Here is a 21,624-nt window from a genome sequence, read left to right as displayed (position 1 = left end):
CCACATTGGGAATGTGTACCCATTGTGGGAGCGGGCTTGCCCGCGATTGAGCGCGCAGCGCTCACCCAACCTATGCATGAGAATTCTCCAGCAAAACCCGCCCGCTGGAACACGCCGCACTGTCATTGCGATAAGCGAAATACAACTTGCCCCGCTCGCGATCAAAACGCAGGTGCAAATCGACCACATCGCCCGGGCGCACCAGTTGCTGGAATTTGAGCACTTCCATGCCGGCAAAGGTCGACGGGAGATCGAGCAGTTGCTGGCCCAGATTGAACGCCCACTCCACCTGCACCACCCCTGGCAGCACCGGGGTGTGGGGGAAGTGGCCGCTGAAGTAGGCCAGGTCCGGCGGAATGCTCAGTTGCAGGGTCCATTCGCCGTCGCTCTCGACCTGCCCCAGGACGTCCGGCGCCTTGGGGCGCGGCGCCAGCAGCAGGGCTTCGATGTGCGCCTGGGGCAGCTTGCCCTGGGGGTTGAGCGGCAACTGCCGCAACAGGCGCCAGCGGCGGGGCAGGGCCAGGGCTTCGCAATGCTGGCCGAGGTGTTGGCGCAGGGTTTGGGTGACGGTCCGTCGGCCTTGGTTGCGCAAGGCGTGCAGGCCGTCGCCACTGAGCACCACCAGGGCGCCGAGGGACGCGCGGTTTTCCTGGACCACGCCCAGACGCGCTTCGGCGACCCAGGCGTGATCCGCCAGGGCTTGTTCGAGCATCGGCAGGGAGATGCGTTTTTCTTCCAGCTTGACGATCCGATCCAGGCGCCCGAGCAGTTCGAAGCGCCCGTCGGCGTGGATCTGGGCGGCATCGGCAGTCTGCTCGACATGCCCCGCTGGCAGGTACGGCGAGGCAATGCGCAAGGCGCCGTCGGCATCCTGGCTCAGTTGCACATCGGCAAACGGCTGCCACGGCGCGTGGCCCTGGCGCCAGGCAATGCCGCCGGTTTCCGAGCTGCCGAGGATCTCCGTCGGCCACTGCTGCAGGCGTTGATGCAGGCTGTCGGCCGCGTCGCCGGGCAGTGCGCCACCGGAGGAGAACACGCGCTTGACCGTGCTCAAGGCGGCCCAGTCAAGATTGTCGCCCATGCGCTTGAGCAGGGCCGGGCTGGCCACCCAGGCAAAGTGCGGGTGCTGGCGGCTGACGCGCTGCAAGTCTTCGGGGAACGGCAGTTGCTCACGCACAAACGTGCGCCCAGCGCACAGCGGCCACAGCACGCGGAACAGCAGGCCGTAGATATGCTGGGTGGCGACGCTGCCGATGATGCAGGCCTGGCCCAGGTCGGCGCCCCACAAGGCTTCCAGGGCCTGGACCTCATTGGCCAGCTGGCGCAGGGTTTTGTCGATGCGCTTGGGTTCGCCGCTGGAGCCGGAGGTGCACAGGCTCAACTGGCAGGTATCCAGGTCAAGGGCGGCGGCGGCAACTGGGGGCTGGTAGAGCGCGTCAAGGTCGCCCGCTTCGGTCAGCCAGGCGTCAACATCAGCGGCCCAGCGTTGGCGGGTCTGGGGTTGCAGGTCGGCGGGCAGCAACACGCTGACCCCGGCCTGCCAGGCGCCCAGCAAGGCGATCGCCAGCTCGCCGGCGTCGTTCAGGTGCACCGCCAGGCGTTGGATGCCACGGGCTTGCAGGCCGGACGCCAGGCTCAGGGCCCGCTCGCACAGTTGCGCGTGATTCATCGACGGTTCGGTAGTGACCAAACGCAGTTCCACAGGCTCAAGCAACAGATGCTCAAGATTGACCCAATTCATACGCGGCCTCGAACCCTTTGTCGTATCAGCCATTCCACGGCAAACAACAGCCCCATCAAGCCATAGGCGATCAGACCGTTGTACAACGTCCACCAGCTCAGCGGTGCCCACAGGGTGAGCGCGGCGGCGAGCAGGCCGTTACACAAGAAAAACACACTCCATGCCACGGTGACCTGGCGTGTGTACGCAATGGCCTTTTCGGGCAATTGCGGATCGCTCAGGCGCGCCAGGCGCTCGACCATCGGCGGGCCGTATTTCAGGCTCAGGCCGAACAGCGCGAGCATGAACACGCTGACCAGGCTCGGGTACCAGCGCAGCAGTTGCGGGTTGTCGAACCAGGCCAGCAGCAGGCAAAACACAATTGCAGCCACCGCCATCCAGCCACTGCCAGGGCGTCGCGGGCCGGTCAGCGCGCGCAGCAACCACAGGCTGGCCAGCAGCAGGCCGAATTGCCACGGAGCGAAATGCTCCGTGCCGTAATACACCGCAAAAGGGTACAGCAGCCCTACCAGCAACAGGCCAAGGCCGATCAGCCGGCTCATGCGGCCGGTTGGACCAGGCGGTAGACCGCCTCGACCACGTCATTGACCGTACGCACGGCCTTGAACTCTTCGGCGGCGATTTTCTTGCCGGTCTGGCGCTTGATATGGTCGATCAGGTCCACGGCATCGATGCTGTCGATTTCCAGGTCCTGGTACAGGTTGGCGTCGAGAGTGACCCGTGCCGGGTCCAGTTCAAACAGTTCCACCAGGGCGTCGCGCAGGGTGTTGAAGATATCGTCACGAGTTTGCATGGTTGGGTCTCAAGCTGCCTGTCTGGCCGTGACGAACGCCGCGAGGCTGGCCACGTTGATAAAGTGATTGCGGGTGTCCTTGGCGTCGGCGTCGATCTTGATGCCGTACTTTTTCTGGATCGCCAGGCCCAGTTCTAGGGCGTCTACCGAATCCAGGCCCAGGCCTTCGCCGAACAGGGTTTGCTCGCTGCCAATGTCGCAGGCGTCGATATCTTCCAGGCCCAGGGCCTCGATGATCAGGGTTTTGATTTCGTGCTCAAGGCTGTTTGGGTTGCTCATCTTCGGCGAGCTCCTTAATGAAATAGTGATGCAGGTAATCGTTGAGCTTGCGTGAGGCCTGAGGCGCTGGCCCTTGTGAGGCAAACACCTGTGGGTCTATATCGGCACCCACCTGCAAACTGAAGTGAAAGCGGCGGTGGGGGATGCGATACCAGGGCTCGGCCTTGGTCAGCGTGGTCGGGCTGACCTTGAGCACCACGGGGGTGATGATTGTCGCACCGCGCAGGGCGATGGCGGCGGCCCCGCGATGAAAGGCCGGGGCTTTGCCCGGTACGGTGCGGGTGCCTTCGGGAAAGATAATCAGGGTCTGGCCGCCCCTCAGGGCGCCTGCGGCGGCATCGAGCATGTCGATGCTGCCGTCATTGCTGATATAGCCGGCATCGCTCACCGGGCCACGGGTGAAAGGGTTATGCCACAGGCTTTGCTTGACCACGCAATTGGCATCGCGCACCAGGCCGATCAGCACGACGACGTCGATCAGCGACGGGTGGTTGGCGATGATCATCTGCCCGGGGCGCCCGAGTTTTTCGGCACCCTCGACGCTGTAGGTGAGAATGCCGGCGCGGTACATCATGTTGATAAAGAACCAGAACAGGCGGCCGATGGTCAGGCGCGCACGTCGCTGATGCTGCTGCGCATCCCCCGGCAGGCAACTGAGCAGGGGAAACACCAGCAGGCGCAGGCACAGGCCGCCCAGGCCGAACAGCACGAAGCTGGCCGCCGTGGCGAACAGGCGCCAGTAATAGGCGTCCCGGGGCTTGTCGGTCAGGGTTTGCGTTGCCAGTTCCATACTCGGTTCTTCCAGGCATGTTGGCAGGCACCCTGCTCGGTAAGCAGGGCGCACATCAGGTTCAGGGCGTGGGGCCACTGGGTCTTGGCAGGTTGGACAGTCGCGGTGTGCAGCGCCAGTTGCCATTCGTCGCCTGGGGTCAGCAGCAGGCCCAGGGCGTAGGGGAACGGCACGTCGTCGATCCAGCGTGCGTAGGCTGGAGGTGGCTGCTCTTCGGTAATAGCAATACCGCCGGCGCGCCCTCGTTGAGCAGGGCGGCGGCCTCGAGCATGCCGTGCTCCAGGCCGTCGCCCGCGGCTGCCAGGGCAGTCATTTCGCTGGTTTCATTGCGCAGGATCGACCACAGGCCAATTACCGCGTTGTGCACCGACAGGCTGAACTGGGTGGGCGACAGGGGCTGGTCATTGGCCAGGTCGCTGAGAATATCCAGGGTGCGCGGGGTTTCGCCGTGACGTGAAACAAACACCAGCGGCAGATCGTGCAAACCTTCGGCCAATGGCCAGCCGACGCTGAAGGCCATCCGCGCCAGGCGGCTCAGGCGCCGGCGCTGCATGGCCGGCAGGAACGACACATCGGGCGCGGCATCGCTTTGGGCGAGCAACACCTTGGCCTGGCACCAGTCGCGCCAGGCATCCTCGCTGTCGAGCCCAGGGGCCCAGGCACGCCATTGGGCGATGTTGAAGTTGATCACTGAGAAGATTTCCCGCCCCTGCGGGCTTCCTTGTGCTGCAAATTGCCCCGCCACGACGGGACATGGCGCGATGGCCGAGTGGCGCGCATTATCCCGGTGCTGTGGGGTTCTAGCAAACTTTGGTAAAGAATTGTTCACGAGATATTACAAAGTCGGCGAAAAAGGATCAGTGATTGTCCGCCAATGGCTACGGGTGTCTGGTGTCAGGTAACTCTGTATTGGTTGGCGTGTTACGAGATAGTTATGCGGGATCCATCCCCAGATGCTGTAGTACAAGCTTGATCAAGGTAGCGAGCGGGCGCTTTTGCCCTCTACACTCGGGCATTCATTGATACACGGAGGTTTTTCCATGCGGCGCGTGGTGTTCAATCAAAAAGGCGGCGTTGGCAAATCCAGCATCGCCTGCAACCTGGCAGCGGTCAGTGCCAGTGAAGGCTATCGAACCCTGTTGGTGGACCTCGATGCTCAGGCCAACTCGACCCAGTACCTGACGGGGCTGACGGGCGACGATATTCCCATGGGCATTGCCGACTTCTTCAAGCAGACCCTGTCTTCCGGGCCGTTTTCGAAGAAAAACCAGGTGGATATCTACGAAACCCCCTTCGACAACCTGCATGTCATCACCGCCACCGCAGAGCTGGCGGACCTGCAGCCCAAGCTCGAGGCCAAGCACAAGATCAACAAGTTGCGAAAGCTGTTGGATGAATTGTCCGAGGATTACGACCGGATTTACCTGGATACGCCGCCGGCCCTGAACTTCTATGCGGTTTCGGCGCTGATCGCCGCTGATCGTGTATTGATCCCTTTCGACTGCGACAGCTTCTCACGGCAGGCGCTGTATGGCCTGCTGGCGGAAATCGAAGAACTCAAGGAGGACCACAACGAAGGCCTCGAAGTGGAAGGCATCGTGGTCAACCAGTTCCAGGCCCGGGCAAGTCTGCCGCAGAAGATGCTGGACGAGTTGATTGCCGAAGGCCTGCCGGTGCTGCCGGTGTACCTGGCCAGCTCGGTGCGCATGCGCGAGTCCCATCAGGAAAGCAAACCGCTGATCCACCTGGACCCGCACCACAAACTGACCCTGCAGTTTGTGGAACTGCACAACTTGCTGGAAAACGCCTGATCTGAAATGTGGGAGCTGGCTAGCCTGCGATCAGGGGGTGCCAGCTTGCAGAGGCATCAACTGACCCACTGTCATCTGGGGTTACACCCCTTGGCTACGCAACCAGCTCATCAGTTGCGGTAACGGAAACGCCCCGCTCTGGCGCGCCACTTCCCGGCCGTTCTTGAACAGGATCAGGCTGGGAATCGAGCGAATCCCCAATTGTGCCGAAAGCTGCTGGTTGGCCTCGCTATCGAGCTTGGCCAGCCGGCACTTGCCGGCCAACTGCCCGGCGGCCTGTTCAAACACCGGCGCAAACGCCTTGCACGGCCCGCACCACGCGGCCCACACGTCCACCAGTAGCGGTAAATCGCCCTTGATCTGGCTGGAATAGTCACCCTGGTTCAATTCAAACGGTTTGCTCAGCAACACCGGCTGCTTGCAGCGCCCGCACTTCGGGGTATCGCCCAGGCGTTCGTGGGGGATGCGGTTGAGGCCGTTGCAGTGTGGGCAGGGGATTACAAGAGAATCGGACATGGTGGGGTTCCGTTGACGTTGCCAATGAACACTATTTGGAGCCAGGGCTAAAATTATCAAGGTTAGGCGGTAGCGACGCATGCGCTCACATTTTTGCTTGTGCACATGTTTGACGGTGTCTCCAGGCGGCCTACGCAGGTATGAGATACCGCCACTGGTCTGCTGAACGCTTATCGCATACTGCGATAACTTGATCCCGGGACTAACGCTCATAGCAAGATGCGATAACGGCAAGTGGAAGGAATGACCGGAAATGAGCGTATTGATTGAGCAGGGCTAGGACGAACAACTGATCTCCAAATGCTTGCCCCAGTCGGGCGGCCGCTGAGCGTACTGTTCCATTCCCGGCTGCTCTTCAAATGGCGTGCTCAACACTTCATGCAGTCTTCGCACTTCACTGTAGTCGCCTGACTCGGCGGCGGTGATGGCGTTTTGTGCCAGGTAGTTGCGCAGGATATACAGCGGGTTGACCGCGTGCATGCGCTCGCGGCGTTCTGCCTCGCTGCCAGTACCGTCGCGCTCAACCCGGGCCTTGTACGCGTCGGCCCAGGCATCGAAGCCCGCGCGGTCGACAAAGTCATCGCGCAGGCGCGCCACGGCCAGTGCGGCGGATTCGTCGCCCAGATGGCGGAAGAACAAGGTGTAGTCCACGCCACTGTTCTGCATCAATTGCAGCAGGCGCTCCACCAGTTTCTGGTCATCGTCCTCGGCGGTGGTCAGGCCCAGGCGACGGCGCATCAGGTCCAGGTAGTGGGCCTGGTACAGCGGCAGGTACAGGCCCAGGGTCTCGCGCAGGGCTTCAACGCTGATGTATGGCGTCAGCGCCTGGGCCAGGGCGCTGAGGTTCCACTGGCCGATGGGCACCTGGTTGCTGAAGGAATAGCGGCCTTCGTGATCGGAGTGGTTGCAGATGAAGTGGGCGTCGAAGTCATCGAGGAAGGCAAACGGCCCGAAGTCGAAGGTAATCCCCAGGATCGACATATTGTCGGTGTTCATCACCCCATGGCAAAACCCATAGGCCTGCCACTTGGCGATCAGCTCGGCATTGCGCTCGACGATCTCGCGGAACATTGCCAGGTAGGGCTCGGGTTGTTCCTGGCATTGGGCAAAGTGCAGCTTCAGCACGTGCTCGGCCAGTTGCTGGTGCAGCTCGGTTTTCTGGGTGTAGTAGAAGTATTCGAAGTGCCCAAAGCGGATATGGCTCGGCGCCAGGCGCAGCACCATGGCCGCGCGTTCCTGCTTCTCGCGCCATACCGGGGTGTCGGAGCCGATCACGCACAGGGCGCGGCTGCTGGGGATGCCCAGGGCGTGCAAGGCTTCGGAGGCGAGAAACTCGCGGATCGACGAACGCAGCACCGCGCGGCCATCGCCCATGCGCGAGTAAGGCGTTTGCCCGGCGCCCTTGAGGTGCAAGTCCCAGTGCTCGCCCGCCGCGTTATACACCTCGCCCAGCAGCAAGCCGCGGCCGTCCCCCAGTTGCGGGTTGTAAGAGCCAAACTGATGCCCGGAATAGACCATCGCCCGCGGTTCAGCCTCGGCCCACAGCTTGTGGCCGCCGAACAGTTCGGCGAACACCGGGGTGTCGGCCACGGCCGGGTCGAGGTCCAGCAGGGCCATGGCGGCGTTGCTCGCCACCACCAGCCGTGGCTCGTCGATGGGCTCGGGCAATACGTGGGTTGAGAAACCATCGCCCAGGCGGGCGAAGCGGTTGTCGAAGGTCAGGTCGTCGAGGGCTTTCACCGGCCATCTCCAGCAGAATGTCCGAGCATTCTGCTGGGGATAGCGCGGTTAGTCGAGTTTGGCCGGTGGTGTGGGTTGTGGCGAGCCGTCATTCGCCGGCTTGCTCAGGGGTTCGATTTCCACCAGCTTGTATTCCTGGCCGTGCAGGTTTTTCAGGTAAACCTCCATCTGGCGGAACGAAATGTTGATGCTCTGCTTCTTGAACTCACGGTTGATAAAGCGGTTGACCTCATCAATCACCGGGTTGCGGTCGCCCAGATCGCGCACATGCATGCGCAATTCGTGGTCGAGGGTGCTTTCGCCGAAGTTCAGGAAGTACACAAGGGGTTCCGGGTCTTTCAGTACCCGTGGGTTATCCCTGGCGGCCTTGAGCAACAATTCCTTCACCAGGTCCAGGTCGGAGCCGTAGTCCACGCCAAGCTTGAGGGTCACCCGGGTGACGGTGTCGGTCAGCGACCAGTTGATCAGTTGCCCGGTGATAAAGGTTTTGTTCGGGACAATGATGTCCTTGCGGTCGAAGTCGGTGATGGTGGTGGCGCGGATGCGGATCTTGCTCACCGTCCCCGACAGGTTGCCGATGGTAATGGTGTCGCCGATGCGCACCGGGCGCTCGAACAGGATCATGATGCCGGAGATAAAGTTGGCGAAGATCTCCTGCATGCCGAAACCCAGGCCCACCGACAGCGCGGCCACCAGCCATTGCAACTTGTCCCAGCTGACCCCGAGGGTCGACAGGGTCGACACAAAGCCCACACCGGCAATCACATACGACAGCAAGGTGGTGGTGGCATAGGCACTGCCCTGGGCCAGGTCGAGTTTGGACAGCACCAGCACTTCCAGCAGGCCCGGCAGGTTGCGCGCCAGGGCGAAGGTGATGCCGATGATGATCAGTGCGCCGAGCATGTCGCCGATGCTGATGGGCACCATGCTGATATTGGCGCCGGTGCCGCTGGTGTACTCGTAGAGGGTGATGTTGTCCAGGTAGGAGAACACCGAGATCAGGTCCGACCAGACCCAGTACAGCGCCGCGATAAAGCCGCCGAGCAAGGCCAGGCGAATCAGGCGCATGGACTGCTCGTTGACCTGCTCGATATCCAGGGTCGGTTCCTCGATCACCACTTCGCCGTCGCCGGCTTCCTTGGCCGCCTGGCGCTTGGCCAGTGCCCGGGAGTAGGCCAGGCGCCGTGCGGCCACACCCAGGCCACGGACGAAGGTGGCTTCGATCACCAGCCAGAACATCAGCAGGTACAGGGTGTTGATCAGGCGGTCGCTGAGTTTGAGCGCGGTGTAGTAGTAGCCAAAACACACGGCAATAAACAGCGCGATGGGCAGCGCGGTAAACGCCACGCCGACCACCTTGCGAAACAGCGAGGCCTTTTCATGGGTCGGGCTATTGAGCAACAGGCGACTGAGCAGCCAGGCCATCAGCCCGTAGCAGGTCAGGACCACAGCGATCCCCAGCACATCGTTGGCCAGGGCCGCCGGCTGATGTTCGGCGATGGACACCACGGCCACCAGCGCCAACACCACCAGCCCCAGTTTGCGGATCCAGCCCTGGAGGAATTCGACCTGGGGTTTTTCCCAGCGGAAATGCAGTTCGGCCACACCGCCCGGCGCCAGGATGCGATAGGCGGTGTAGAACACTAACCACGCCTGGGCGATCTGTACCAGGGCCATGCCCAGGTTGGCGTTCTGCCCACGGGCATCGATTTGCAGGGCGTAGCCACACAGCGCCAGGCCGAGGGTCACCGGCAAGGCCAGCAGGATATTCACCAGAATGGCGATCGGGGTGTGCCACTGGCTGTCACGTTTGAAGTGACCGATATCCATATGGATTTTTTTCAGCCGCTCGTACAGGTTGTTACGTCGCCATAGCAGCGCGCCGATCAACAGCAGCAGGGGCAAGAACAGCAGCGGGCGCTGGGTCAGGCCGTCATACAGTTCGCTGAGGCTGGAGGCCCAGGGCAGGGTGTTGACCTGTTTTTCCAGGCGGGTGGGCACGGCTTCCAGCCATTCGACGTCCAGCGGTTTGTTGCTGGGGATCCAGAACATCTGTTCGTCGAGGGTCGCGCGCAGGCTGGCGGCGGTGCTGAGCAGCTGTTTCTGGTTCAGTTGCAGGGTGATGGATTCGTTGAGCAGTGCGCTCAGTTCCCGGCTCAGGCGCTCGAGCAGGTCGCTGCGGGTCACGGCCAATTCCAGCAGGGTGCGGCGCAATTGCGGGGTGACCTGGTCTTCGGGCTGGTTGGCCAGCAAGTTATCGACGTAGGCACTTGGCGAGTTGATCAGTTCGCGCTGCTGGTTGACCTCGAACTGGTACAGGCGAATGTTGGCGATATCGTCCGCCAGGTCACGGTCGACCTTCAGGCGCGGCAAGGCCTGTTTCTGTTGATAGAGAATTTTCGACAGCAGCAGGCTGCCCTTGAGCACGTTGATCTGCTCGTCCAGGGCCGAATCGCTCTGGGTCATGCTGTCCAGCAACTGCTTGGTTTTCAGGTTCTCTTGGGTCAGCTCGTTGAGCCGGTCGGTGCTTCTGAGCAGGTAGTCGGACAGTTTCAGGTTGGCCGCGCTTTCCGTGGTCAGCAGGCTGCTGCCGCCGGCCTTCTGCGCTTCGATGGACTGCTGAGTCACGGTTTCCTGGGACTGGGCCAGGCGTTTCTGGTTGATCAGGGTTTGCAGGTCCTGGATTTCCTGCTCCAGGCGCGCGGTTTTTTCCACTGCCAGGTCATGCTGGCTGTTGCCCAGGTCTTGCAGCTGGCTGTTGCCCGCCAGCTCCTGGCGGCGCAGCGGGATCAAGGCATTGAGCGCCGCCAGTTCGGCGTTCAGCAGGTTGCGCTGGTCGCCGTTGAGGGGTTTGCCATTGTCCTTGCCGGCCTTGAGGATGCCGTTGATCTGCTGGATGCGCGTCTGGCTGTTGCTGATTTCGGTCTGGGCGCGCTCGGGGCGGGTCTGGGCGGCGATGCTCAGGCTGTTGGCGTCGGCCAACTCCTTTTGCAGATCGCCCTGCTGGGTGCTGCGCTGCACCAGCAGTTGTTCGAGCTGCGGCACCGGCAGGCTGGCGTAGCGCTGGGCCACAGGCACCACTTTGGTGCTTTTGAGGCGGGCCAGTTCACGGGAGTTTTCCGTGGTCTGGCGGGGTGCGCCTTCGAGCTGACGCTTGAGGTCAGTCAGGCGTTGCTCGTAATCCTGCTTGTTGCCCAGCAGGGTCAGGGTCTGCTGCAACACATTTTGCAGCGCCTTCATGTCGGCGTCGGGCAGTTTGCGGTCAGGCAGCTTGTCCAGGGTCTGTTGCACGCTCTCGATGCTTGGCGGGGCGGCGGCATATACGGGGCTGACGCAGAGGGTCAGACCGAGCAGGGCAGTGGCTAAAAAAGTGCGCAGGAATGTCATAGAGACCGATCGAACAAGATGAAGAATAGGGGGCGTGCTGATGGCCACTGGCACACCGTCGCCCCGCAGTTTAGAGGAAGAGTCCGGGCCCCGGGCGACTTCCTTCGGGGAATCTGACGCCGACTTTGCCGATCTTGTTCCCGTCCATCACGGCAACCGTCCAAATGGTGTTGTTCCACTCCACCTGGTCGCCGACAATCGGCGCGCCACCGACTTTCTGGGTAATAAAGCTGCTCAGTGGCATGTCCGGGTCGATGCCGTCGAGCTTGAGCCCGTACAGCGCCGAAACCGCGCCCAGCTGGGCGTCGCCTTCCAGCACGAAGTCGCCGAAGAAGCGCAGGTCCAGGCCCCGTTGTGGTGCCTGGCTGAACAGCTTGCCGAGGGCGGCGAGGTTGTGTTCATGGCCGATCACGCACAGCAGGTCATCGGCTTCCAGCACCGTACTACCCGACGGATGGAGCAGTTGCTGGCCACGAAACAACGCGGCGATCCGCGTGCCTTCGGGCATTTTCAGCTCGCGCAGGGCCGCGCCGATGCACCATTTCTCCGCACCCAGGCGGTAGACGAACAGCTCCCACTCGCTGGTGACGTGCACTTCCAGGGCTGCCCGGGAAATCGGCGCAGGCTCGGGCGGGACCGTCACTTTCAAGAGCTTGGCGACCCACGGCAGGCTGGTGCCTTGCACCAGCAACGACACCAGCACGATAAAGAACGCCAGGTTGAAATACAGCTGGGCGTGGGGCAGGCCGGCCATCAACGGGAACACCGCGAGAATGATCGGCACCGCGCCGCGCAGGCCGACCCAGGCGATAAACACTTTTTCGCGACCATGGAAGGCCTTGAACGGCAGCAGGCCGACGGCCACCGACAGCGGCCGCGCAAACAGGATCATCCACAGCGCCAGGCCCAGGGCCGGCAGGGCGATGGGCAGTAGGTCATGGGGCGTGACCAGCAGGCCCAGCACCAGGAACATGCCGATCTGCGCCAGCCAGGCCATGCCGTCGAGCATATGCAGGATGCCGTGGCGGCTGCGTACCGGGCGGTTGCCGATCACCAGGCCGCACAGGTACACGGCGAGGAAGCCGCTGCCGTGCAAGGCGTTGGTCAGGGCGAAGACAAACAGGCCGCCGGCGATCACCAGGATCGGGTACAGACCGTTGGCCAGGTTGATCCGGTTGACCAGTTGCAGCATCAACCAGCCGCCGCCCAGGCCGATAATGCCGCCGATGCCGAACTCGCGGATCAGGTGGGTCAACAGGCTCCAGTGCAAGCCGGTCTGGCCGCTGGCAAGCATGTCGATCAGGGTCACGGTGAGGAACACCGCCATCGGGTCGTTGCTGCCGGATTCGATTTCCAGGCTGGCACTGACCCGTTCGTTCAGGCCCTTGCCGCCCAGCAGCGAGAACACGGCGGCGGCATCGGTGGAGCCGACGATGGCGCCGATCAGCAGGCCCTGGATGATATTGAGGTCGAACAGCCAGGCCGCCGCCATACCGGTGAGGCCGGTGGTTATCAACACCCCCACGGTCGCCAGCGACAGGGCTGGCCACAGTGCCACGCGAAAACTCGCGACCCGGGTCCGCAAGCCGCCATCGAGCAGGATCACTGCCAATGCCAGGTTGCCCACCAGGTACGCGGTTGGGTAGTTATCGAAAATGATCCCGCCGCCATCGACGCCGGCCAGCATGCCCACGGCCAGGATGATCACCAGGATCGGGATCCCCAGGCGGGACGAAAGAGAACTCACCAGAATGCTCGCACTTACCAGCAACGCGCCGATCAAGAACAGGCTGTTGATGGTCGTCGCATTCAAAGGCAGTACTCCGAAAATAAGGCGGGCGCAGACTGACCATGCAGTCTGCGTGCCAGCGATTCTAACCTGTTGAATTGCTGCGCTGTCAAAAAGCTTTTCAGGTTTACACAGAACCAATGTGGGAGCGGGCAAGCCCGCTCACACATTTATGATGCAGCGTCTGTTAGAGACGGAATCTACCCACCATCCCATTCAAATCCACCGCCAGGCGCGACAACTCACTGCTCGCCGCACTGGTCTGGCTGGCGCCGGTGGCCGACTGCACCGACAAGTCGCGGATGTTCACCAGGTTGCGGTCCACTTCCCGCGCGACCTGCGCCTGCTCTTCTGCGGCGCTGGCGATCACCAGGTTGCGCTCGTTGATCTCGATAATTGCGCTATTGATGGTATCCAGGGACATCCCCGCGCCTTTGGCGATATTGAGCGTCGATTCGGCGCGTTCGGTGCTGTTGCGCATCGAATCCACTGCCTGTTCGGTGCCGGCCTGGATACTGCCGATCATCCGCTCGATTTCACTGGTCGATTGCTGGGTACGATGGGCCAGGGCCCGTACTTCATCGGCAACCACGGCAAACCCGCGCCCGGCTTCCCCGGCACGCGCGGCTTCGATGGCGGCGTTCAGGGCCAGCAGGTTGGTCTGGTCGGCCAGGCCGCGAATCACATCCAATACCTTGCCGATATCCCGCGACTCTTCGGCCAGGGCGCCGATCAGCGTGGCGGTGCCCTGCACATCGCCGCTCATGCGCTCAATCGCGCTGACGGTTTCCTGCACCAGGTCGCGGCCATCGCCGGCCGAGGCGGTGGCGTTTTTCGAGGCTTCGGAAGTGCTGACGGCATTGCGCGCCACTTCTTCGACGGCGCTGGTCATCTCGTTGACGGCGGTGGCCGCCTGCTCGATCTCGTTGTTCTGTTGGGTCAGGCCACGGGCGCTTTCATCGGTGACGGCGTTCAGTTCTTCGGCAGCCGAGGCCAGTTGGGTGGCCGAGCCGGAAATGCGCTGCAGGGTGTCGCGCAATTTCTCCTGCATTTTATTCATCGCGCGCAACAGGCGGCCGGCTTCGTCATCGCCATCGACCTTGATCGGCTGGGTCAGGTTGCCCTCGGCAATGTTCTCGGCCGCGTCCAGGGCCTGGGCGATGGGCAGGGTGATGCTGCGGGTCAGCAGCCAGGCAAATAGCATGGTCAGCGCCGTGGCCAGCACCAGCAGGGCGACCACCAGGCCGAAGGCCGAATCATATTGCTCGGCGGCTTTCTGGTTGCTGTCGTTGGCCATCGAATTGTTGATGTCCAGCAGGCGCGTCAGCACCGTGTTGACTGCCTCGGAGTTGCTCAGCAGTTCGGTGTTGAGCAAGGTGCGCAGCTCTTCGATCTGATTGTTGCGCGACAGGCTCTTCATCCGCTCTTCGATCTGCCGGTACTGGCCCAGCAGGCGCACATAATCGTCGTAGGCCGAGCGCTCCTCGCGGCTGTCGATCAGCTTTTCATACACGCTCTGGGCGGCACGGATCTGCTGGTTGCGCAGTTCAAAGGCTTCCAGGGTTTTCTGTTGAACCTCGGGCTCGCGGTTGGTCAGCAGTCGGTAGGACAACACACGCAGGCGCAGGGTCAGTTGGGTGAAGTCGTCGAGGGCGCGAATGCTCGGCACACTTCTGAGGGTGATGTCTTCGGTCGCGCCACGGATCTTGCCCATCTGATTCAGCGCAAAAACACCGAGAAACAACATCAGCGCACCAATGCACGCGAAGCCGAGAAACGCGCGCGGCGCGATATTCATATTACGAAGAGACATGCAGCGGTCCTGGGAGAGGCGCGATCCGTGCGGCTTTGAGGCGGGGTAAGCAAGACCTATCGGACGTACGACTAAAGTCTTGAGGGGGTGCGCGCTTTTGTCGCACCTTGCGCGGATTGGAATGGATTCCGGAACCAGATGGCGTAAATGCAGTCACTAAGGCTCCACAGCGTGGCCTGACCCGTGAAATCGGGGCTGCGCGCCAGGATAACCCTGGCTTCCACGGTGAATTTTCTTTATCGTCACCGCCCTTTGAAAAAGCCCGAGAATTCAAAATGTTAGAAACATCCCTCAGCCAACTGGAACAACTGGTCAGTGACCTGGTGCAGCAGAATCAAGCACTGCTGGGCACCAACGAATCCCTCAAGGCCGAGCTGGCCCGCGCCAAGGATGAGAACGACAGCTTGCAACTGAACCTGATGGAACAGGAAGAAAAGCAGGGCGCCACCGCAGCCCGTATCCAGGCGTTGGTTGAGCGTGTGAGCGCAGGTCCTGTCAGCGCATGAGTGAAGGGATAAAGGTCGTTTCGATTCTCGGTGAGGATTACTCGATCAAGGCCCCGGATGGGGAAGACAGCACCCTGCTCAAGGCCGTGACCCTGCTCAAGGCGTCCCTGGCAACCACCAAGCAGAAGTACCCGACCCTGATCGGCGACAAGCTGCTGGTGCTGGCGGCGCTGAATCTATGTGCCGAGCAGATCGACATGCAGCAGCGTCACCAGCAGGAACTCGACCGTTACCAAGAGCAAGTCAGCGCCACGGTCGATGTGATTGCCAAGGCTATCGGCCAGCCCTGATCAGAACCATTCATCCTGCATGGCCAGGCACGTATCGTCCCGCGCCTGCAGGATCGACAGTTCATGATGGCAGCCCGGTACTTCCCACGTCAGGAAGTACCGGGCCGCTTGCAGCTTGCCTTTATAGAAGGCCGCATCCGCCGCATTGCCCCTGGCCAGCCCTTCTTCGGCGCGGATCGCCTGTTCCAGCCAGCGCCAGCCAATCACCGTATGCCCAAACACTTTCAGGTACAGCGCCGAGTTCGCCAGGCTGCTGTTGACCTTGCCCTGGGCGAGATCCGTCAACAGCCCCAGGGTTACGCTTTGCAGGCGCGCCACCAACTGCTCCAGCGGTTCGCGCATGGCCGTGAGTGACGGGTATTGCTGGGCCCGTGCGCCGGTCTCGGCGATCAGGCGAATCAACTGCTTCAGGCCCGAACCGCCATTTTGCGCAAGCTTGCGTCCCAGCAGGTCCAGGGACTGGATGCCGTGGGTGCCTTCGTGGATCGGGTTCAGGCGGTTGTCGCGGTAGTACTGCTCCACCGGATATTCGCGGGTGTAGCCGTGGCCGCCGAGAATCTGGATCGCCAGCTCGTTGGCCTTCAGGCAGAACTCCGAGGGCCAGGATTTGACGATCGGGGTCAGCAGGTCCAGCAACTCATGGGCCTGCCTGCGCCCGGTTTCGCTGTCCAGGGTGGTCGTGTCATCGAACAGGCGCGCGGCATATAGGCCCAGGTCGAAGGCGCCTTCTACATAGGCTTTTTGCGTAAGCAACATGCGCTTGATATCAGCGTGCTGGATGATCGACACCGGTGCGGTGTTCGGGTCTTTGCTGTCGGGCAGGCGGCCTTGCGGGCGTTCCCGGGCGTATTCCAGGGAGTACAGGTAACCGGCGTAACCGAGCATCACTGCACCCATGCCGACCCCAATCCGCGCCTCGTTCATCATCTGGAACATACAGGCCAGACCCTGGTGCGGCTTGCCCACCAGATAGCCGACACACTCGCCATTATCGCCGAAGTTCAGCGCGGTGGAGGTGGTACCACGCCAGCCCATCTTGTGGAACAGCCCGGCCAGCAGCACATCATTGCGCGGGCCCAGGCTGCCGTCGTCGTTGACCAGGAACTTGGGCACGATAAACAGCGAAATGCCCTTCACCCCGGCGGGCGCGTCCGGCAGTTTGGCCAAGACCATGTGCACGATGTTTTCCGACAGCGGGTGATCGCCACCGGAGATAAAGATCTTGTTGCCCTTGAGGCGGTAGGTGCCATCCGCCGCCGGCTCGGCGCGGGTGCGGATATCCGACAGTGACGAGCCGGCATGGGGTTCGGTCAAGGCCATGGTGCCGAAGAAGCGGCCCTCGATCATCGGTTGCAGAAAGCGTTGCTTCTGCTCTTCGGTGCCAAAACTTTCGATCAGGTTGGCCGCGCCCATGGTCAGGAACGGGTACGAGGTGGAAGCCGCATTGGCTGACTGAAAGTGCGCAAAACAGGCCTGGGACAGCAGCGTCGGCAGTTGCATGCCACCGGCTTCAAAACTGCGCGCCGCATTGAGAAAGCCGGCTTCGAGGAAGGCATCCACGGCAGGTTTCACTTCCGGGATCAGGATCGCCTGGCCGTCTTCGTAGCGTGGCTCGTTCTCGTCGCCCTTGCGGTTGTGGGGGGCGAAGTACTTTTCGGCGATGTGGCGGGCGGTGCCGATGGCGGCATCGAAGGTTTCGCGAGAGTGTTCGGCAAACCGCTCGCGCTGGGTCAGGCCCTCGGCATCGAGGACTTCATACAGCTCGAAAGCCAGATTGCGGGAACTGAGGAGCGTCTCGGACATGGCGGCTTACCTATTTGGGAATAGGCCGCAGTCTAAGTGCGCGAATAGAGGCGCGATAGCAAGATTGATCTGGGTGATGGAGCAGCAAAACAAAGGCAGGATGGATGTACAAGATCGTTCCCACGCTCTGCGTGGGAACGCCTCTTGCGACGCTCTGCGTCGCGGACGCGGAGTGTCCTGGGCTGCACTCCCACGCAGAGCGTGGGAGTGCTCGGTGGTGACTAGCCGATAGTCATCAGGCTCGCGTTACCACCCGCCGCAGCGGTGTTGACGCTCAACGCACGCTCGATCACCAGGCGCTCCAACGCAATGTTGGTTTCGCCCGAGGACAGGCCATTGACCCCGACAATCGCGCCGCTGCGCTGCGCCACTTGCTGGCAAACCCCACGCAGTTGGTCGGAATCGCCGTGGTGCAGGACGGCGTCGAAGATCACTTCGTCCTTGGTCCAATCGGCTACACGCTGGATCTTCGCCTGAACTTCCTTCGGCAGCCGTGGGAACAGCGCCTTGGTCAGGTCAGACTCCGGCCACGCTGCCGAGCTACCCACAGCCAGTACGGCCGCCAGTTGCGCCAGCAGATCGCCTTCTACGTCCGCCAGGCACAGCACGTGCTCGCGGGGCAGGATGGCGTAGCTGTTGCGCTCGCCGGTCGGGCCAGCCAGCAGGCGGGTGATACCGCTTTGCGATTGCGCGGCGAACTGGCTGCACAGGGCGCTCAGTTCGCTGAACTTGTTGCCGTCGGCCCAGGTTTTCAGGGCACTCAGCGGTTGGCTCATGGCGTCACGCAGGCGCACATCCGGTGCGGCCAGTGCATCACCCCGTACGAAGGATTGCTCGATCGCATCGGTAGGACGGGTCGACAGCAGGCGGTACAGGTACAGCGGGCCACCGGCTTTCGGGCCGGTACCCGACAGGCCTTCGCCACCGAATGGCTGCACGCCGACCACGGCACCGACGATGTTGCGGTTAACGTAGACGTTACCGGCATGGACGTTGTCGATCACCTTGGCGATGGTCTCGTCGATACGGGTGTGCACGCCCAGGGTCAGACCGTAGCCAGAAGCATTGATCTGACCGATCAACTGGTCGATCTCCTTACGCTTGTAGCGCACCACGTGCAGGACCGGGCCGAAGATCTCCCGTTGCAGCTCGTCGAAGCTTTCCAGTTCGATCAGGGTTGGCATCACGAAAGTGCCGCGCTTGATTTCTTCGCTGTCGGCAATTGCCACCTGGTACACGGTACGGCCTTTGTCGCGCATGGCCTGGATGTGCTTCTCGATGCCCGCCTTGGCTTCGGCGTCGATTACCGGGCCGATATCCACAGACAGGCGCTCCGGGTTGCCGAGACGGCATTCGGCCATGGCACCCTTGAGCATTTCGATGACGCGGTCTGCCGAATCTTCCTGCAGGCACAGTACACGCAGGGCCGAGCAACGCTGGCCGGCACTGTCGAAGGCCGAGGAGACGACGTCGATCACCACCTGTTCGGTCAGAGCCGAGGAGTCGACGATCATCGCGTTCTGGCCACCGGTTTCGGCGATCAGCGGGATTGGGCGGCCCTGGGCATCCAGGCGTCCGGCGACATTGCGTTGCAGCAGGCGCGCCACTTCGGTGGAGCCGGTGAACATCACGCCTTTGACGCGATCATCACCCACCAGGCGGGCACCAACGCTTTCGCCCTGGCCCGGCAGCAGTTGCAGCACGCCTTCCGGAATGCCAGCTTCGAGCAGCAGGCGCACGGCTTGCGCGGCAACCAGCGGGGTCTGTTCGGCCGGCTTGGCCAATACCGGGTTACCGGCGGCTAGTGCGGCGGCGACTTGGCCGCTGAAGATCGCCAGCGGGAAGTTCCACGGGCTGATGCACACCACCGGGCCCAGTGGGCGGTGGGCGTCGTTGGTGAAATCGTTACGCGCCTGCACCGCGTAATAACGCAGGAAGTCCACGGCTTCACGCACTTCGGCGATGGCGTTGGCGAAGGTCTTGCCGGCTTCACGGGCCAGCAGGCCCATCAGTGGCTGGATCTCGCCTTCCATCAAGTCGGCGGCACGTTCGAGGATCGCGGCGCGTTCGGCCGGCGGGGTGGCCTGCCAGATCGGTGCGGCATTCAGGGCGCACTGGATAGCGTTGTCGACGTCTTCGACCGTGGCTTCCTGGACGTGACCAACCACATCACGCAGGTCGGACGGGTTCAGCACCGGCACAGCGGCTTCATTGCTGGACGCGCAACCGAGCATCGGCGCGGCCTTCCAGTTGTTGTGCGCGGTGGCCAGTAAGGCGCAGGACAGCGACGCCAGGCGATGTTCGTTGGCCAGGTCGATACCGGCCGAGTTGGCGCGCTCGCTGCCATACAGGTCGCGTGGCAGTGGGATACGCGGGTGCGGCAGGCCGAAGCCGCCTTCCAGCGTCGCCATCTGCTCGATGCTGGCCACTGGATCGGCCACCAGCTCCTGGATCGAGATGGATTGGTCGGCGATACGGTTGACGAACGAGGTGTTGGCGCCGTTTTCCAGCAGGCGACGCACCAGGTAGGCCAGCAGGGTTTCGTGGGTGCCGACCGGCGCGTACACGCGGCATGGACGGTTCAGCTTGCCTTCGGAAACTTTGCCTACAACTTGTTCATACAGCGGTTCACCCATGCCGTGCAGGCACTGGAACTCGTACTGACCGGGGTAATAGTTCTGGCCGGCGATGTGATAGATGGCCGACAGGGTGTGGGCGTTGTGCGTGGCGAACTGCGGGTAGATGACTTCCGGTACCGACAGCAGCTTGCGTGCGCAGGCGATGTAGGAAACGTCGGTGTACACCTTGCGGGTGTAGACCGGGTAGCCTTCCAGGCCTTCGACCTGGGCGCGTTTGATTTCGCTGTCCCAGTACGCGCCTTTTACCAGGCGGATCATCAGGCGGTGACGGCTGCGGCGTGCCAGGTCGATCACGTAGTCGATCACGTACGGGCAGCGCTTCTGGTAAGCCTGGATCACGAAACCGATACCGTTCCAGCCGGTCAGTTGCGGCTCGAAGCACAGGCGCTCGAGCAGGTCCAGGGACAGCTCCAGACGGTCGGCTTCTTCGGCGTCGATGTTCAGGCCGATGTCGTATTGCTTGGCCAGCAGCGTCAGGGACAGCAGGCGCGGGTACAGCTCGTCCATCACGCGCTCGTACTGGGCGCGGCTGTAGCGCGGGTGCAGGGCCGACAGCTTGATGGAGATGCCCGGGCCTTCATAAATCCCACGGCCGTGAGAGGCTTTGCCGATGGAGTGAATGGCTTGTTCATACGAGGCCAGGTACTTCTGTGCGTCGTGTTCGGTCAGTGCAGCTTCACCGAGCATGTCGTAGGAGTAGCGGAAGCCCTTGGCTTCGAACTTGCTCGCATTGGCCAGGGCTTCGGCGATGGTTTCGCCGGTGACGAACTGCTCGCCCATCAGGCGCATGGCCATGTCGACGCCCTTGCGGATCATCGGCTCGCCGCTCTTGCCGATAATGCGGCTCAGGGAGGAGGTCAGGCCGGCCTCATTGTGGGTGGCGACCAGTTTACCGGTCAGCAGCAGGCCCCAGGTGGCGGCGTTGACGAACAACGATGGGCTGTTGCCCAGGTGCGGCTGCCAGTTGCCGGTGCTGATCTTGTCGCGGATCAGCGCGTCACGGGTGCCCTTGTCGGGGATCCGCAGCAGCGCTTCGGCCAGGCACATCAGGGCCACGCCTTCCTGGGACGACAGGGAAAATTCCTGCAACAGGCCCTGGACGATACCGGCACGGCCGCCGGCGCTCTTCTGGTTACGCAGTTTTTCGGCAATCGAGGCGGCCAGCTTGTTGGTGGCTTCGGCCATCTGGGCCGGCAGGCGAGCCTGCTCGATCAGCATCGGCACCACTTCCGGCTCGGGGCGGCGGTAAGCGGCGGTGATCGAGGCGCGCAGCACCGATTGCGGCAGGATGCTTTCGGCAAATTCGAGGAAGCACTGGTGAGCGTGGTCGTTGTGCACCTCGCCCGCGTCGTCTGCGTCCTTGAGGCCCGAACCGTTGAGCTCGGTCAGGGTTGCACCACCCTCGAGTTTCTCCAGGTAATTGAAAATTGCCTGCTTGATCAGCCAGTGCGGCGTGCGATCAATGGAGGTCGCGGCGGCCTTGAGGCGTTCGCGGGTTGGGTCATCGAGTTTGACCCCAAGGGTGGTCGTAGCCATATTTTTATCCTCATGGGTGCCACTACTGTGTGGCATCAGCTGGCGGCAAGATTAGCTTTGCGCCGTACGAGGTGCAACCGGGTGCAACCCATTTTCTTCATGAAATTCACGCTGCTCGTCAGAAATCATTTTCACTCGACCAAATCGGCTGAATATTGGTGCATTTGCTTCTGGATTTGGCTGTTCTTGCT

At 62.2% G+C, this 21,624-nt stretch carries 15 protein-coding genes and 1 pseudogene; 3 read left to right on the top strand and 13 right to left on the bottom strand.

Translation table 11 applies throughout. The annotated features are described in order from the left end of the window. Positions 1-70: 70 nt before the first annotated feature. The 6 genes and pseudogenes from HBO24_RS06120 to HBO24_RS06095 all read right to left on the bottom strand — a co-directional run bounded on the left by HBO24_RS06120 (position 71) and on the right by HBO24_RS06095 (position 4,294). A complete protein-coding gene (locus HBO24_RS06120; protein WP_170059426.1) occupies positions 71-1,741 on the bottom strand; it encodes an acyl-CoA synthetase family protein in 1,671 nt (556 codons plus the stop codon). Beyond that, the gene (locus tag HBO24_RS06115; RefSeq protein WP_057437272.1) at positions 1,738-2,283 is read right to left on the bottom strand and encodes a hypothetical protein; all 546 of its coding nucleotides are present in this window, start codon (positions 2,281-2,283) and stop codon (positions 1,738-1,740) included. The genes HBO24_RS06120 and HBO24_RS06115 overlap by 4 nt, the downstream gene beginning before the upstream one ends. Continuing rightward, positions 2,280-2,534 (bottom strand): acyl carrier protein, encoded by a 255-nt coding sequence (locus HBO24_RS06110; RefSeq protein ID WP_032862153.1) that lies wholly within the window; start codon positions 2,532-2,534, stop codon positions 2,280-2,282. The genes HBO24_RS06115 and HBO24_RS06110 overlap by 4 nt, the downstream gene beginning before the upstream one ends. Before the next feature lie 9 nt (positions 2,535-2,543). Then, entirely contained in the window at positions 2,544-2,813 is a 270-nt protein-coding gene (locus tag HBO24_RS06105) for a phosphopantetheine-binding protein (protein ID WP_032862152.1), read from the bottom strand. Further along, positions 2,791-3,603: a lysophospholipid acyltransferase family protein gene (locus HBO24_RS06100; RefSeq protein ID WP_057437274.1), complete on the bottom strand. Its 813-nt coding sequence runs from the start codon at positions 3,601-3,603 to the stop codon at positions 2,791-2,793. Before HBO24_RS06100 ends, HBO24_RS06105 begins: the two co-directional genes overlap by 23 nt. After that, positions 3,579-4,294: pseudogene (locus tag HBO24_RS06095) on the bottom strand (beta-ketoacyl synthase chain length factor). The gene HBO24_RS06100 and the pseudogene HBO24_RS06095 overlap by 25 nt, the downstream one beginning before the upstream one ends. Before the next feature lie 349 nt (positions 4,295-4,643). On the opposite strand from HBO24_RS06095, the gene HBO24_RS06090 reads away from it, so the two are divergent. Next, entirely contained in the window at positions 4,644-5,414 is a 771-nt protein-coding gene (locus HBO24_RS06090; protein ID WP_170059425.1) for a ParA family protein, read from the top strand. Positions 5,415-5,495: 81 nt separating this feature from the next. Here the strand turns inward: HBO24_RS06090 and trxC are convergent, their stop codons facing one another. The 5 genes from trxC to HBO24_RS06065 all read right to left on the bottom strand — a co-directional run bounded on the left by trxC (position 5,496) and on the right by HBO24_RS06065 (position 14,659). Beyond that, entirely contained in the window at positions 5,496-5,930 is a 435-nt protein-coding gene (trxC, locus tag HBO24_RS06085; protein ID WP_057437277.1) for a thioredoxin TrxC, read from the bottom strand. 276 nt (positions 5,931-6,206) lie between these two features. Beyond that, entirely contained in the window at positions 6,207-7,670 is a 1,464-nt protein-coding gene (locus tag HBO24_RS06080; protein WP_170059424.1) for a protein adenylyltransferase SelO, read from the bottom strand. Between the two features lie 48 nt (positions 7,671-7,718). Continuing rightward, positions 7,719-11,057 carry a mechanosensitive channel MscK gene (mscK, locus tag HBO24_RS06075; RefSeq protein ID WP_170059423.1) on the bottom strand — a complete coding sequence of 1,113 codons (3,339 nt, stop codon included), beginning with the start codon at positions 11,055-11,057 and terminating at the stop codon, positions 7,719-7,721. Between the two features lie 70 nt (positions 11,058-11,127). Further along, positions 11,128-12,870 (bottom strand): potassium/proton antiporter, encoded by a 1,743-nt coding sequence (locus tag HBO24_RS06070; RefSeq protein ID WP_115127220.1) that lies wholly within the window; start codon positions 12,868-12,870, stop codon positions 11,128-11,130. Between the two features lie 163 nt (positions 12,871-13,033). After that, positions 13,034-14,659, bottom strand: coding sequence for a methyl-accepting chemotaxis protein (locus HBO24_RS06065; protein ID WP_057437287.1), 1,626 nt, complete (start codon positions 14,657-14,659; stop codon positions 13,034-13,036). Between the two features lie 275 nt (positions 14,660-14,934). Here HBO24_RS06065 and HBO24_RS06060 point away from each other — a divergent pair, with 275 nt between their 5' ends. Both HBO24_RS06060 and HBO24_RS06055 read left to right on the top strand, forming a co-directional pair. Beyond that, positions 14,935-15,165, top strand: coding sequence for a hypothetical protein (locus tag HBO24_RS06060; protein WP_029299225.1), 231 nt, complete (start codon positions 14,935-14,937; stop codon positions 15,163-15,165). Beyond that, the gene (locus tag HBO24_RS06055) at positions 15,162-15,455 is read left to right on the top strand and encodes a cell division protein ZapA (RefSeq protein WP_057437293.1); all 294 of its coding nucleotides are present in this window, start codon (positions 15,162-15,164) and stop codon (positions 15,453-15,455) included. The genes HBO24_RS06060 and HBO24_RS06055 overlap by 4 nt, the downstream gene beginning before the upstream one ends. Here HBO24_RS06055 and HBO24_RS06050 read toward each other — a convergent pair whose 3' ends face one another. After that, positions 15,456-17,258: an acyl-CoA dehydrogenase gene (locus tag HBO24_RS06050; RefSeq protein WP_170059422.1), complete on the bottom strand. Its 1,803-nt coding sequence runs from the start codon at positions 17,256-17,258 to the stop codon at positions 15,456-15,458. Positions 17,259-17,479: 221 nt separating this feature from the next. Further along, positions 17,480-21,433 carry a trifunctional transcriptional regulator/proline dehydrogenase/L-glutamate gamma-semialdehyde dehydrogenase gene (gene putA, locus HBO24_RS06045; RefSeq protein WP_170059421.1) on the bottom strand — a complete coding sequence of 1,318 codons (3,954 nt, stop codon included), beginning with the start codon at positions 21,431-21,433 and terminating at the stop codon, positions 17,480-17,482. Between the last annotated feature and the right edge of the window lie 191 nt (positions 21,434-21,624).

It is taken from the genome of Pseudomonas sp. WS 5410, from assembly GCF_012985645.1.
Classification (GTDB): Bacteria; Pseudomonadota; Gammaproteobacteria; order Pseudomonadales; family Pseudomonadaceae; genus Aquipseudomonas; species Aquipseudomonas shahriarae.
This window is presented reverse-complemented; position numbering and strand designations above follow the sequence as displayed.